Below are 13,678 nucleotides of genomic sequence, written 5' to 3'. Positions count from 1 at the left end.
GCTCAACCGTTCGGTGGACTTTCGGCAAGTCGGTGTCCACGGCGACGCCGCCGGGGATGCCGCCGAGGATGCCGCCGACGACGAACGAGACCACCGCCCGCCACTTCCAGCCGTTCGCGTACCAGTAGCAGCCGCCGGGACGGTAGAGATCCGCGAGGTCGAGCACGGTGCGGCGGACGATCCAGTAGTCGGCGATCAGGATGCCCGCGACCGTGCCGAGCAGTCCGCCGACGAGTCCGAGCCAGGTGAAGATGTACAGCTCGGGGGTCCCGGTGAGTTTCCACGGCATGACGAGGACGCCGACGACACCCGTGATCAGGGCGTAGAGCAGCCCGAAGACATTGTCGGTCCTGCCGACGAGCTGGACCGGATCCCAGATCGTCTCCCCGTACACGGCCTGCGAACCGGAGGTGACCAGGACCGAGAGCAGGGCGTAGAGCGTCATCGTCGTCGGCAGGCCCAGCGACTAGCCCCGGATCCGGGCGCGTTGGCCGGCGCCGAAGCGGGTGAAGTCGGGGATGTTCAGGGAGAGCGTGGCCCAGAACGCGATCATGCCCATCAGGGAGGGGAAGAAGACCGGCCAGAAGTCCGCGCCCCAGCCGAGTTTTGACGGCTGGCCGAGCAGCGGGCCGAAGCCGTCGGCCTTGACGGCGCCCCAGCCCAGCAGCACCGCGGCGCTGACGATGACGAAGGGCGCCGCCCAGTTCTCGAACCGCCGCAGGGTGTCCATTCCCCGGTAGATGATGGCGAGTTCGAGCGCCCAGAAGAGGATGAACCGGACCCAGCGGCAGGCGGGGCAGGGAGGCGGGAGGTCGACGGCATGACGGACCACAAGAGCGAGCACACAACGCGCCGACGCGGCCAGGAGGAGCTGGAGACGCAGGTGCTTGCCGCGCTGCGCCAAGCACCTGAGCCGGTCATTGCGGCCTGGGTCCAAGAACGCGTTGGTGCGGGTCTGGCCTACACCACGGTGGTGACGAACCTCTTGGATCAGGTCGCGTGCACGCCCCCGCCTCGCGGCGATGCGCCGCGAGGCGGGGGCGGCTTACGACCTCGGGGGTTTCGGGCTCTCAGCGCCTGGTGCGTTCGCCAAGGTTGAGGAGCGTGTAGAGGAGGAGGGAGGAGGCGAGGCCGACGACCCAGCCGTAGTCGGCGAGGGGTTTGAGGACGGGGATGAGGCCGTCGGCGGGGAAGGGGCCCTGTGCGGTGCCGTTGGCGTCAATAGTGGAGTAGGAGCCGCCGATGGCGAGGACGCCGCCGACGAGGAGGGCGAGGACGGCGCGCAGGTTCCAGCCACCCGTGTACCAGTAGCGGCCGGCAGGGCTGTACAGCTCGTCCAGGGCGAGTTGGGTGCGGCGGATGATCCAGTAGTCGGCGATCAGAATGCCCGCGACGGTGCCGAGCAGGCCGCCGACGACGCCCAGCCAGGTGAAGATGTAGACGTGCGGGTTGGCGATCAGTCGCCACGGCATGATGGCGATCCCGACCACGCCCGTGATCAGCGCGCCGGTACGGAAGTTGATGAAGCGCGGGACCAGGTTGGCGAGGTCGTACGCCGGGCTGACGACGTTGGCCGCGATGTTCACCGACAGCGTGGCCACCAAAACCACGAGCAAGGCGAAGAGCGCCCCCGCGACGCTGTCCATCTTCGCGGCGAGCGCGATGGGGTCCCAGATCGGCACGCCGTAGACCGCCTGCGAGCCCGAGGTGACCAGCACCGAGAGCAGCGCGAACAACGTCATGGTGGTGGGCAGACCCAAGGCCTGACCACGCATCTGGGCGCGCTGGCTGCCGCCGAAACGGGTGAAGTCCGAAATGTTGAGCGACAGCGTGGACCAGAACCCGATCATGCCCATCAGAGCCGGGAAGAACACCTTCCAGAAACCGCTTCCCCACCCCAGCGCCGACGGCTGCGACAGCAGCGGACCGAACCCACCCGCCTTCACCGCGATCCACACCAGCAATGCCAGCGCGCCCACGATCACGAACGGCGCGGCCCAGTTCTCGAACCGTCGCAGGGTCTCCATGCCCCGCGCGATCACCGCGATCTCCAGCGCCCAGAACAGACCGAACGACAGCCACAGTGTCCACGGCTGCCCGGCGATCTGACCAGCGCTCTGCCAACCGCTGCCGAAGAGTTTCCCAGCCAGCAGGAAGATCCCCTCGCCGCCGATCCAGGTCTGGATACCGAACCAGGCACACGCCACCGCCGCCCGAATCAGCGCCGGCAGATTCGCACCCCGCATCCCGAACGGCGCCCGCGCGAACACCGGGAACGGAATCCCGTACTTCGTCCCCGCATGCCCCGTGAGCAGCATCGGCACCAGCACGATCAGGTTGGCCAGCGCGATGGTGAGAACCGCCTGCTTCCAGTCCATGCCGAGCGCGACCAGACCGGAGGCCAGGGTCCAGGACGGGATGTTATGGGCCATTCCCACCCAAAGACTCAAATAGTTGTAAACACCCCAGGTACGTCTCTCGACGGGCACCGGCGCCAGGTCGTCGTTGGCGAACCGGGCGTCGTCCAGAACGACCCCCTCGGCAAGGGCGACGCGGCCATCAGGACAGGTCTGCTGGACCGTGGATGTGTCGGGTATTGACAGTGCGCTGGAGGACATGTAGCCACCTCGGTTCGCGGAGTCTCGTGCGGGACGGCTGGACGCTTCGCTCAGGAGCGGTGCCGTGCGGGGCGCGGGGGGTACGGGGAGGCAGGGGGGCGTACCACCGCGGGGGCGTAAAACCGTGGGGCGAACGGGTCAGGTCGACAGGGCGGGGATGATCTCGGAGCCATAGGCGTCGATCGTCGCCTCGCGCGCATCGTGCATGTTGTAGACGGCGAACTGGTCGACGCCCAGGTCCCGCAGGGCCCGGAGCTTTGCGATGTGAGCCTCGGCGGGGCCCAGCAGGCAGAACCGGTCGACGATCTCGTCCGGCACGAAGGCCGTGTCGGGGTTTCCAGCGCGGCCGTGGTGGCTGTAGTCGTAGCCGGACCGGTCGGCGATGTACGCGGTCAGGGCCTCGGGGACGAGTCCGGAGTGCTCGCCGTACCGGGAGACCAGGTCCGCGACGTGGTTGCCGACCATGCCGCCGAACCAGCGGCACTGCTCGCGGGCGTGGTCGAGGTCGTCGCTGACATAGGCGGGGGCGGCGACGCAGATGGTCACGGAGCTGGGGTCGCGGCCCGCCTGTGCTGCGGCATTCCGAACCGCCTTGATCATCCACTCCGTGAGGAACGGGTCGGCGAGCTGGAGGATGAAGCCGTCGGCCTTCTGCCCGGCGAGGGCGAGCGCCTTCGGGCCGTACGCGGCCATCCAGACAGGCAGTCTGCCGTCCTTCACCCAGGGGATCTGGACCGGCTGTCCGTCGACGGTGGCCTCCCGCCCCTCGGCGAGGTCGCGGATGACGTCGATGGCCTCGCCGAGGCGGGCCAGGGTGTTGGGCTTGCGTCCAGCGACGCGCATCGCGGAGTCGCCGCGCCCGATGCCACAGACGGTGCGGTTGCCGAACATGTCGTTGAGGGTGGCGAAGGTGGAGGCGGTGACCTCCCAGGTGCGGGTGCCCGGGTTGGTGACCATGGGGCCGACGACGAGGTGTTCGGTGTGTTCGAGGATCTGGCTGTAGATGACGAACGGCTCCTGCCAGAGCACCGCCGAGTCGAAGGTCCAGCCGTAACGGAAGCCGTTGCGTTCGGCACGGCGCATCAGGCCAACGACCGCCGATGCGGGCGGGTCGGTCTGGAGGACGAGTCCGAAGTCCATGACGTGTGCTCCTAGTCCGGGTACTGACAGGTGGCGCGCGGACAGTCCATGAACAGCTTGAAACGTGTTGTGGCGCGCCCTCCTGTGTAGTGGCATCCACGTCTGCTGCACGGTGTTTGGCAGGCGTGTTTACGCGGGCGGTGCCCTTGAGTGACGTGCTCGGGCAGATCCTTCCACATGAGATCGCACCGAACCTTGTACAACGCCACCTCGAACGCGAGACGTGGGAGATGATTTTGGACTTCTTTTTAGGCTTTGGGAAGAGGTCATCAACACGTGCCCACAGATCGCCGGTGAGCATTGGCGGCACCATGTACTCCCGGCTGGTGGATCGGGCAGGCGGGACAGCCGAACCAAGAGGTCGGGCAGTTCATCGGGAACGGGCCGGATCACTCACCACCCCCGACTTGGGGCGTCCGTACCAGAAGCTCCGGGCCGACGCGAGGACGACGGAGCCTGCGGGCAAGACGACCGCGTAAAATACGGAATTCAAAGGTCCGATTTCCCTGAGTACTCTCCCGTCACCGCGCCGCTCCCGTAATGAATTCAAGCTTGCACTACCGGGCAGTGAATGCGACATTGGCACAATGCATGCGAACGGGGAGCTGCATCACCGAGAACATGAAAATGGGAAAGTCCGCGCTGCCGCACGCCGCGGGCGCGCTGCCATCCCAGCGAGAGCCGGTTCGCGTACGGCATGGTGCGCATCTCTTCGATCCTGTGCTCAGCGGGATCGGCCGACGCGAGGCATCCGCGTTCGAGGGCTCGCGTCAGCGACGTGGCAGGCACCGGCGTGCGGCCCACCGCCAATCCCTCGCCACGAACCGGCCACGTCCAAGATGCCGGCCTGTCGGCTTGCCCGACGCACCGGCCCGGTCCCCCACGAAGACCAGGAGGGGGCAGCCCCCCGCAGCCCCGGCCCGTGGACGAAGTCCGATCGCACACAGCAGCGATCACAGTTGAAGACCACATTCTGAGATCTCTGCGGTCTTCCAACGGGATGTCGCACCGTGGGATGTAAGGCCCCGCTCCCTTCAAGGTGCTTCCGGGGTGGTCTCGCGGTGCTCCTACGATCAAAGGTTTCATCGGTGCCTGACTGCGCCCCGACGCTGCGGCGCGGAGGCCGCCCTGCCGCGCCCCCGGCGAACGTGCCCATCGCCTGCGCATGTCCGGAGAGGGGAAACGAAATGCAGGTTCAGCTTCTTGGACCGCTACTCATCTCCTGCGCTGACCGCAAGATGAAGGTCAGCGCGCGGAAACCGCGTCAGATTCTCGCCTTGCTCCTGCTCAAGCACTCACGCGTCGTGCCGATGGCCACCTTGACAGAAGAGCTGTGGGGCGGCCATGCGCCGAAAACGGCGCGGGCCTCCGTACAGCTCTACGTTTTCCAACTGCGCAAGAACCTCGCCGAGGTCACCGGTCAGAGTATGGACGCCGTCAGCAGCGAGATGTTGCGCACCGCGCGCGGCGGCTACGAGTTCGTCGGAGACCTGAGCCGGTTCGACCTGCGGACCTTTCATCAACTGGAACGCTCAGGTGCGGCGGCCATTGCCGACGGAGATCTGGTCACGGCTGTTCAGGACTTTCGTGAGGCGCTGTCGTTGTGGCGCGGTCCGGCGCTGGCCGACGTCGAACCGGGGCCGAACATCCGTGCCGAGGCGGCAGGGCTTGAGCAGTCGAGGTCGACGATGCTGAACCACCGCATAGAGCTGGACCTGCGGCTCGGGAGGCATCAGGAGATTCTCGCTGAGCTCACAGACCTGGTGACGCACGACCGGTTCCACGAAGACCTGCATGCACAGCTCATGATCGCGCTGTACCGCTCTGGCTACCGCACCAGCGCGTTGGAAGTGTTTCACCGGCTGCACAAGAACATGGTCCGCGGGTTCGGCCTGGACCCGTCTCCCAAACTGCGCCAGTACTACAACTCGGTACTCACCTCCGACTCGGGGCTGGACAGGATGCCGGTGCTGCAGTTGCCCGGGGAAGTGCGGGTGCAGCTCCCGTAGCGGAAGGTTTCGAAGGGCTCATGTGCCCCTGGCATGTCCGTAGCCGCTTGCGGCGTCCACGGTCGCCGCGTCGGCGACCCGCATGACGTGCCGCAGCCTGGTGATCCGCGCGGACGGTGCTGTAGCGAGTTCATCATGCATGCTCCGACGCAGCTCGTCGAAGACTTCCAGGGCCCGAGTCCGGTATCCCGACCGGTACAAGGCGACCATGTACTGGGCGTGCAGCTCCTCGTGGTGGGGATGCCGTACGACGAGCCTGGCCAGCTCGCTCAGTATCTCGCGATGCCGGCTCATATCCAGCTGGGTTCCGAAGAACAGGGCCAGTGTGTCCAACCTGGACTGGTCGAGTTCCGCCACCGCGGCGCGGAGCAGCCTGCCGTGACAGACGTCCAGTAGCGCGGGGCCGCGCCACATGCTGAGTGCCTCGCTGAGCACCCGGCTGGCGTCGAGCACATCATCGGTGTTCAGCAGTGTCTGCGCCAGATGCCGCAGGCGCTGGAATTCGCATACGTCGAAGAACGCCTTGCCGAGGTTGATCTGATAGCCGTCCCCACGGGTCTGTATCAGATCCCGCACGATCAGGTCGCGCGTGACATCAAGTCTTCGGGCGAACTCCGTACGCAGCGCGGAAATATGGGTGTGCAGGGTGGCCAGGGCACACTGCGGCGGCGCGTCGTCCCACAACTCGGTCATCATTGAGCCGGTTGGTACCCGGCGCGGCTCGTTGAGCAGCAGCAGGGCCAGTAGTTGCCGCGGCTTGCCGGTGGTGTGGATCAGCTCTTCGCCGTCTTCCTGGATCGACAGCGAACCAAGCACCCGAAATTCCATGCGGTCGCCCCCCTGATCGACGTCCATGCCAGCCTGCTACGTGGCGCCGGCAGCCCGTGCCCGGGACAGCGACGGGTGCGCTACCGGGCAAGAATCAGTGTGGCGGGCGACGGAGTGGGATGGAACGAGATGTCCTCGAAGCCCGCCTCGGTGAGCCAGGCCTGGTAGTCCGCCCGTCGCCAGGTCCCACCCTTCTTGCTCTTGAGCAGCATCTCCGAAGCGAAGAGGAGCGGGAAGGACGGGCCGCCCCGGTCGTCGTCCACGACGTAGTCGCAGACGACCAATGTGGCTCCGGGCTTGAGAGCGCCCCGGACCTTGGAGAAGATCGCCACGTTGTCCTCCGGCCCCTCCTGGTGCGCGACGTGGGAGTACACGGCGATGTCGTAGGCGGCGGTGCCGAATTCGACGGCGTGGAGGTCGCCGTCGACGCAGGTGAACCGGTCGGCCACGGACCGCTCCGCCAGCAGTCGGCGGGCGATCGCATTGATCGGTTCCCAGTCGAGCTGCGTGGATCGGGCAGCGGGATTGATTTCGAGCCAGATGGACGAGAAGATCCCCGAGCCACCGCCCAGGTCGAGGATCGAGATCTCCCCAGCCTCCGCCAGCCCCAGCAGGTCTGCGGCGGTCCTCGCCACCGGAACCGACTGCGCGGCTATGGCAGGGACCACTTCCTCCCAGTGGGGGTTGTCGGCCACCTCCACCATCGCGTCCGTCATCGGCCCTCCGATGCGGAACACATCGAGCAGGGATACCAGCTTGCTCATCTCGGCCAACTTGAGCTTTGCGTAGCCGCTCAGATCGGTGCGCTCGCCTTCGACCAGGAACACGGCCGCTTCGGCGGTGTTGCGGTACCTGGCGTCGCGCAGTTCGACCAGCCCCAGGCCGACGAGCCCGTCGAGCAGGGTCTGCGCGCCCCGCTCTGAGATCCCGGCTTTGGCGGCCAGTTGGTCCGTGGTGTCCACACCGGCCTGGAGATGGGTGAACAGCGAGTGCCTCACGGCCACGCCAAGGAGGCCGGTGGCCCAATAGCCGTTGGCGATCTCCAGTACCCGGTCCGGCCTCGGTCGGTCGTCGTTCACTGTGCCTCCTCAGCGGATGCCAGTACGGCATGCGTAACTCGGTCCTTGCTTGCCGTCGGCGTGTCTGCGAACCAACTTCCCACCGCCATTTCAGCGGTGATACCGGGGCCGAAGCCCGCGATCACACCAGTGGCATCCGGCGTCATCGTGTCTTCCTCGAACAGCCTGCGCAGCGCGTCGAATACGACTGCGCTGGCAATGTTCCCGTATTCCGTCAGTGTCGCCCAGCTATGGCGGAACATGCCTTCGCCGACGCCGAGGAATTTGCTCAGGTCAGCCAGGATCCGCGGGCCGCCGGCGTGGATGATGTAGAAGTCGAGATTGCCGATGTCCCAGCCATGGTCCGCGGCGAGCTCGCGCAGCACCGGAGCGAGCGGCTCCATCGTCCCGGGTACCCGGCGGTCCAGCTGGAAGTGGAAGCCGGTGGCGCGTACGGCGTAGGAGATCCAGTTCTCGGTGTTCGGGATGATGTACGAGGCGTTGCGCTCCAGCGACACACCGGTGCCGCCACTTCCGCGCACCACGGCGGCCGCAACCGCGTCACCGAACAAGCCGTCGGACAGCAGGGATCCGACACCGTCGTCATTGGGCTGGTAGCACAGTGAGCACAGCTCGCAGGAGACGATCAGAACATTGCTCTCCGGGTAGGCCATGCAGAAATCGTGAGCACGGTTGATCGCGGCACCGCCCGCCGCGCAGCCCAGTTGCGCAATGGGTATCTGCCGGGTGTTGGTCCGGAATCCCAGATTGTTGATCAGCCATGCGGTCATCGACGGCATCATGAATCCGGTGCACGACACGAAGACGATCGCGTCGATGTCCTGTGCCGTCAGGCCGGCGTTGGCCAGGGCTTGTCCGATGACCGCGGGACACCTTTTCTTGGCCTCGGCCTCGAAGATCCGGTTGCGCTCCTCAAAGCCGGGGTGGCGGAGCGTCTTCTCGATGGGTTGCACGGTGTGTCGTTTCTGCACGCCCGTGTTCCTGATCAGCCGAAGCGCCAGCGAAAGCTGTGGTTTTCCGGCGTGTGCCGCCTCGGCAAATTTCAGGGTGTCTTCCATGGTGATAACATTTTCCGGCACGCTCACCGACGGTTTGCATAACGTTGGCATATCTGCAGAGCCCACCTTCTGAGAAATCGCACCGGCCATCTCATGGCTTCCGATGCCGACAATCGGAATCGGGTCGGGGATCCAACTTCGATAACCATCGCTCGTCCCTCTTGCCATCGGCTTGGCATCGGCTTGGGATTCCCCGTCCTCGGCATCGAAGGAGGGCTATTCACCTTGGCGGGCGATGATCGATTCCAGCGTTCGGCGCAGCACGGTGATCTCGTCCCGTCCGAGGTGCCGTGCCCACTGCTGTTCGATTTCCCCGAGGATCCGGGCGGCGGCGACCTGGCCCTGCGCGCCCCGCTCGGTCAGCCGGATGAGCTTCGCCCGGCGGTCACCCGGATCGGCCGTCCGCTCGACGTAGCCGAATCGCTCAAGTTCGTTGACGACTTCGGCGATTGCCTGTTTGGTGAGCTCGGAACGTTCGGCGAGCACGGTCAGCCGCGATCCTTCAGCGTCGATGAACCGGAAGACGGAGCCGTGCCGGTACCGAATCCCCTCGAACCCCTCCTCGCCGAGCCGCCGGTGGAGCTGCTCGATCGTCATGTCCTTGGCCCGCGCGAGCAGAGTGGGCAGCGGCACCTTGATCCCGCCACCCTCATCGGACTTCCCTGATTGCGTCGTCACCTCGGGCGACCTTTCTGTCACGGGCCATTTCGTCAGGCAGCTTGACTAAATGGTAAAACTACCTGACTATACCGTAGTCAGGCTGCTTGACTAAGTCTGGCGGCCTGGCCCCGATCCGGATCCCGGATGTGAATCCCGCAGCACCCGCGAAGAGAGGAAGAACCATGAGCCGTTCCGACCAGGAAGGCAGCAAGGTCATCGGCGTCGAAGCCGCAGCGATAGAGTCCTTAGCCAAAATGGTGCTGGGTCCGGTGCTCACCCCCACAGACGAGCAGTACGACGCGGAACGCGCCGGAAACCAGACCGCCCGTTGCCATCGGCCCGCCGTTGTGGTGGGCGCGACCGGACCCGCTGATGTGCAGGCCGCGGTGGCATTCGCGACCAGCCACGGGCTTCCGGTGGCGGTGCAGGGAACCGGGCACGCGCTGTCCGCCGTCGCGGCCGAGGGCGGCGTTCTGATCAACACATCCCGGATGCAAGGTGTCCGGGTGAAGGCCGAGGCGGGCACCGCGTGGATCGGGGCCGGGGTGCGCTGGGACCAAGTGCTCCACGAGACGGCGCCGGCGGGGCTGGCACCGCTGTCGGGCTCGGCCCCGGGCGTCGGCGTGGTCTCCTACACCCTGGGCGGCGGGCTGGGACTGCTCTCGCGGCGTTACGGATACGCTGCCGACCATGTGCGCGGCGTGGACGTCGTCACGGCGGACGGCCGGCTGCGGCAGGTCACCGAGGACTCGGACCCGGACCTGTTCTGGGCACTGCGCGGCGGCCGGGACAACTTCGGCGTGGTGACCGGAATCGAGATCGACCTCATGCCGGTCACGACGATCTACGGCGGAGGCCTGTTCTTCGACGCCGAATCGGCCGCCGAGGTCCTCGACACCTACGTGCGGTGGACGGCCACGGTGCCCGACGAGATGACCTCCTCGGCCGCGCTGATCTCCTTCCCGGACGTTCCGGCGCTGCCGCCGACACTACGCGGCCGCCATGTCGTCCATATCCGGATCGCCTATGCCGCAGATGCCCTCGGGGCCGGCGAGAACCTGGTGGCGCCGCTGCGGGCGCTCAACCCGTTCACCGACACCCTTGGCGAACTTGCCTACGCCGACTCCGGGTCCATTCACAACGACCCCGTCTTCCCGGGGACCTTCGAGTCCGGTACCACCATGCTGGGCGAGCTCAACGCCGACGCGGTGCGCGCCGTCCTCGACCTGGCCGGCCCGCACGCGCCGGTGCCGCACGTCGTCGAACTGCGCCATCTCGGCGGACGGCTTGCCCAGCCCTCCGTCATCCCCAACGCCGTCGGCAACCGCGACGCGCGTTACGTGCTCAATGTGATCTCCCGGCTGGAACGTGCTGACATCACTGAGATCCGGCCCGCACACGATCGCATCTTCGAGTCGATCGCGCCGTGGAGCACGGGTGGCCGCGCCCTGAACTTCATGAACGGCGAGAAGGACGCCGAGCACGTGCGCTCGGCGTACGACGCCAAGGACTACCAGCGCCTGACCGAGATCAAGGCCGTCTATGACCCGGAGAACACCTTCCGGCTCAACCACAACATCCCACCGGCCGCCTCAGGCATGTAGCAGCGGCCCATCCGGGGATCGCCGTCGCCGGTGCAGTCGTCGGTGCAGTCGTCGGTGCCGTCAAGGAGCAACTTGCTCAACTTGCCCTCACTCCTTGACGACACCGACCGCAAGGACGCTTCCCTCACTGATGCAGCCGTGTCTGTCATCGAGCGGGCCGGCCGTGCCGACGGTGTCCAGAATGCAGTCCAGCCGCCGGCGCGGCCGAACTGCCCCGCCATGTGGGCCGGCTCCGCGCGAGCGGATACGTAGAAGGCATGGGCCTGCGGGGACAGCGGCGCGAAATGCTCGATCAGGGTGGTCTCCTGACGGATGCCATGGAGACGCGCCGGGATGCGGGAAGCTCAGACCGGCTCCGTCAGCTTCGCCAGCACACGTTCCACCACGGCCGTCTGGGCCTCCGGTGGCGCCTGCTGCTGTTCGAGCCGGCCGATCTCGATCGAGCTCTCGACGACGAGCCGGCACCGCTGCTCGCGCCGTGCGGTGAACGCGTCGAACGTCTCGGCGACGGACCCGTGGCGGACCAGTTCCTCGGCGAGCACCAGGGCGTCCTCGACCGCGATCCCGGCCCCGGAGGCCAGTTGCGGCGTCGTCGGATGGGCGGCGTCCCCGATCAGGATCACCCGCCCGGAGTGCCACGGGCCCGGCAGGTCGAACGACTCCAGCGGGCGGAACACGATCCCGGTGTCCCCGCTGATCGACGCCCGGAACTGCCGCACGTACCCACCGTACGGTTCGAGCAGGCCGGCGAGGCCGCCTGGCAGCTCGTGCGGCTTGCGGGCCACCCGCGGCGTGCGCTCGACCACGAACATGTACATCTGGGTCGCCGAGATCGGTGTCCAGCCGACTTTGGCCTCGCCGCCGAGGAAGTAGTGGCGGCGGTCGACCCCCGGCGGGCGCGGCACAAACATCCGCCACACACTCTGCCCGGTGTACTCCGGCCGGGGCGCGCCGGGGAATATCTGCTCGCGGGTCCGCGAGTAGATCCCGTCCGCTCCGACGACCATGCCGTAGCGGCCGGTGGTGCCGTCGCTGAACGTGACGTCGACGCCGTCGCCTTCGTGGGTGATATTCTCGACGGCCATACCGAAACGCGGGCGGACGCCGTCGGCGAGCACCCGCGAGGAGAGGATCTTGTACAGCACCGGCCGGGCGATCCCGCCCGAGCCGCACACCCGGGCCTCCGGCGGCATCGGCGTCGGGATGTCCCTGATGGGCTCGCCGTCGACCCCGCACACCCGGATGCCCTCACCGGCATAGCCCTGCGCGGCGATCTCGTCGTACACGCCGAGCTGCCGGAAGGCCCGCAGCGTCGGCCCGGTGATCGTGAGGCCGGCGCCGGTCACCGTCCAGTCGGTACCGATGTCGATCAGATCGACCGCAACTCCGTTGCGGCGCAAGGCGATCGCCGCCGACATGCCGGCTATGCCGGCACCGACGATCAACACGCGTTCGACCTGCTTCGACGCCATTGTGATCCTCCCTTGCTGCGCAGGAGCGGGAAACGGGCTACTGGGGCGGGTTGCCGTGCTTGCGGTAGGGACAGTTCGGCGTGTTTCGCGGCGAGCATCCGCAGGGATCGGATGAGCACCGACCGGGGCTCCGCGGGGTCGATGACGTCGTCGACCAGGAGCAGGCCGATGCGTTCGCGCGCGGTCGGCCTGCTCTCACCGCGGTCATGACCACTGCAGCTCCACGGCGCGGGCCGCATCGATGCCGTAAGTCCGGGCGATACGGGCGACCAGATCCGACGGGACCAGCTTGTACTCCTGGGTGCCGACCGACTCCAGCACGGTGGTGGCCAGGGCGCAGCCGAGCTGGGCGGCCCGCTCCTGCGGCCACCCCCACGCCGCGCCGGCGAGGAAGCCGGACCGAAAGGCGTCACCCGCACCCGTGGGGTCGACGATCTTGTCCGTGGGTACGGCCGGTATCTCCAGCGTGGCGGCACCGGACGAGGCCAGTGACACTCCGGACGCGCCCCGCGTGGTGATCCAGGTGCCGACCCGGGCGAGCAGTTGCCGCTTCGTCCAGCCGGTACGTTCCATCAGGAGGGCGGCCTCGTACTCGTTGGTGAACAACCACCGTGCGTGGTCGACCAGTTGGCGGGCCTGCTCGCGGCCGAGGCGGGCGAGCTGCTGGGAGGGGTCGGCGGCGACCGGGATGCCGAGGCGGTGGCCGGTGGCGGTGTGCCGCAGCATGGCCGCGGGGTCGTCGGCCCCGACCAGGACGAGGGCGGGCTTGCCGGTGCGCTCGGCGATCGCGGCCAGGTCGATCCGGGGGGCCTCGGCCATGGCGCCGGCGTAGAAGGTGGCGATCTGGTTCTGGTCCTCGTCTGTGGTGCACACGAAGCGCGCGGTGTGCAGACTGTCGCTGACCAGCACCGAGGAGGTGTCGACGCCGTTCGCCTGCAGCCAGGCGCCGTACTCGGCGAAGTCGATGCCCGCCGCGCCCACCAGGATCGGGTTCAGCCGGAGCCGTCCGAGGCCGCATGCGATGTTGGCGGCGACGCCGCCTCTGCGCACCTCCAGCCGGTCGGCCAGGAACGACAGGGAGACCCGTTCCAGCTGCTCCTTGATCAACTGCTCGGCGAAGCGTCCGGGAAACACCATCAGATGATCGGTCGCTATCGATCCGGTCACGGCGATACGCACGGAAGAGCACTCCTTGAACCTGAGCCGGTGT

General features: G+C 67.2%; 10 protein-coding genes and 2 pseudogenes. 2 read left to right on the top strand and 10 right to left on the bottom strand.

Annotated features, from left to right (window positions below):
* Positions 1–64 precede the first annotated feature (64 nt).
* The 3 genes and pseudogenes from ABT115_RS26170 to ABT115_RS26155 form a co-directional block, all read right to left on the bottom strand.
* A pseudogene (locus ABT115_RS26170) lies at positions 65–778 on the bottom strand (cytosine permease); the annotation flags it as partial.
* Between the two features lie 292 nt (positions 779–1,070).
* A complete protein-coding gene (locus ABT115_RS26160) occupies positions 1,071–2,618 on the bottom strand; it encodes an NCS1 family nucleobase:cation symporter-1 (RefSeq protein ID WP_351794465.1) in 1,548 nt (515 codons plus the stop codon).
* Positions 2,619–2,756: 138 nt separating this feature from the next.
* Complete coding sequence (locus ABT115_RS26155) at positions 2,757–3,758, bottom strand: TIGR03842 family LLM class F420-dependent oxidoreductase (RefSeq protein WP_351794462.1); 1,002 nt, start codon at positions 3,756–3,758, stop codon at positions 2,757–2,759.
* 1,187 nt (positions 3,759–4,945) lie between these two features.
* Between ABT115_RS26155 and ABT115_RS26150 the strand changes: the two genes are divergently transcribed.
* Positions 4,946–5,767 carry an AfsR/SARP family transcriptional regulator gene (locus tag ABT115_RS26150; RefSeq protein WP_351794458.1) on the top strand — a complete coding sequence of 274 codons (822 nt, stop codon included), beginning with the start codon at positions 4,946–4,948 and terminating at the stop codon, positions 5,765–5,767.
* 18 nt (positions 5,768–5,785) lie between these two features.
* Here the strand turns inward: ABT115_RS26150 and ABT115_RS26145 are convergent, their stop codons facing one another.
* The 4 genes from ABT115_RS26145 to ABT115_RS26130 all read right to left on the bottom strand — a co-directional run bounded on the left by ABT115_RS26145 (position 5,786) and on the right by ABT115_RS26130 (position 9,431).
* Positions 5,786–6,622 carry an AfsR/SARP family transcriptional regulator gene (locus tag ABT115_RS26145; protein ID WP_351794456.1) on the bottom strand — a complete coding sequence of 279 codons (837 nt, stop codon included), beginning with the start codon at positions 6,620–6,622 and terminating at the stop codon, positions 5,786–5,788.
* Between the two features lie 53 nt (positions 6,623–6,675).
* A complete protein-coding gene (locus ABT115_RS26140; protein WP_351794453.1) occupies positions 6,676–7,674 on the bottom strand; it encodes a class I SAM-dependent methyltransferase in 999 nt (332 codons plus the stop codon).
* Positions 7,671–8,783 carry a type III polyketide synthase gene (locus ABT115_RS26135; RefSeq protein ID WP_351794505.1) on the bottom strand — a complete coding sequence of 371 codons (1,113 nt, stop codon included), beginning with the start codon at positions 8,781–8,783 and terminating at the stop codon, positions 7,671–7,673. Before ABT115_RS26135 ends, ABT115_RS26140 begins: the two co-directional genes overlap by 4 nt.
* A gap of 165 nt (positions 8,784–8,948) precedes the next feature.
* A complete protein-coding gene (locus ABT115_RS26130) occupies positions 8,949–9,431 on the bottom strand; it encodes a MarR family winged helix-turn-helix transcriptional regulator (protein ID WP_351794450.1) in 483 nt (160 codons plus the stop codon).
* A 143-nt stretch (positions 9,432–9,574) separates the two neighbouring features.
* Here ABT115_RS26130 and ABT115_RS26125 point away from each other — a divergent pair, with 143 nt between their 5' ends.
* On the top strand, positions 9,575–10,996 hold the full coding sequence (locus ABT115_RS26125) for an FAD-binding oxidoreductase (RefSeq protein ID WP_351794447.1): 1,422 nt from the start codon (positions 9,575–9,577) through the stop codon (positions 10,994–10,996).
* A 344-nt stretch (positions 10,997–11,340) separates the two neighbouring features.
* On the opposite strand, the gene ABT115_RS26120 is transcribed toward ABT115_RS26125, so the two are convergent.
* The 3 genes and pseudogenes from ABT115_RS26120 to ABT115_RS26110 form a co-directional block, all read right to left on the bottom strand.
* Positions 11,341–12,468: an FAD-dependent oxidoreductase gene (locus ABT115_RS26120; protein WP_351794444.1), complete on the bottom strand. Its 1,128-nt coding sequence runs from the start codon at positions 12,466–12,468 to the stop codon at positions 11,341–11,343.
* Between the two features lie 37 nt (positions 12,469–12,505).
* Positions 12,506–12,626 (bottom strand): annotated as a pseudogene (locus ABT115_RS26115) (propionyl-CoA carboxylase); the annotation flags it as partial.
* 46 nt (positions 12,627–12,672) lie between these two features.
* Positions 12,673–13,647 carry a carbohydrate kinase family protein gene (locus tag ABT115_RS26110; protein WP_351794442.1) on the bottom strand — a complete coding sequence of 325 codons (975 nt, stop codon included), beginning with the start codon at positions 13,645–13,647 and terminating at the stop codon, positions 12,673–12,675.
* Positions 13,648–13,678: the final 31 nt, after the last annotated feature.

It is taken from the genome of Streptomyces sp. NPDC001832, assembly GCF_040297265.1.
In the GTDB taxonomy this organism is placed as follows: domain Bacteria; phylum Actinomycetota; class Actinomycetes; order Streptomycetales; family Streptomycetaceae; genus Streptomyces.
The sequence above is the reverse complement of the archived record's forward strand: the minus strand, read 5'-3'. Positions and strand labels throughout refer to the sequence as shown.

Bases quoted from the DNA above. Each gene is read 5' to 3' on its own strand.
- ABT115_RS26145 (WP_351794456.1), bottom strand. From the start codon at position 6,622: ATGGACGTCGATCAGGGGGGCGACCGCATGGAATTTCGGGTGCTTGGT.
- ABT115_RS26150 (WP_351794458.1), top strand. From the start codon at position 4,946: ATGCAGGTTCAGCTTCTTGGACCGCTACTCATCTCCTGCGCTGACCGC.
- ABT115_RS26125 (WP_351794447.1), top strand. From the start codon at position 9,575: ATGAGCCGTTCCGACCAGGAAGGCAGCAAGGTCATCGGCGTCGAAGCC.
- ABT115_RS26155 (WP_351794462.1), bottom strand. From the start codon at position 3,758: ATGGACTTCGGACTCGTCCTCCAGACCGACCCGCCCGCATCGGCGGTC.
- ABT115_RS26120 (WP_351794444.1), bottom strand. From the start codon at position 12,468: ATGGCGTCGAAGCAGGTCGAACGCGTGTTGATCGTCGGTGCCGGCATA.
- ABT115_RS26160 (WP_351794465.1), bottom strand. From the start codon at position 2,618: ATGTCCTCCAGCGCACTGTCAATACCCGACACATCCACGGTCCAGCAG.
- ABT115_RS26135 (WP_351794505.1), bottom strand. From the start codon at position 8,783: ATGCCAACGTTATGCAAACCGTCGGTGAGCGTGCCGGAAAATGTTATC.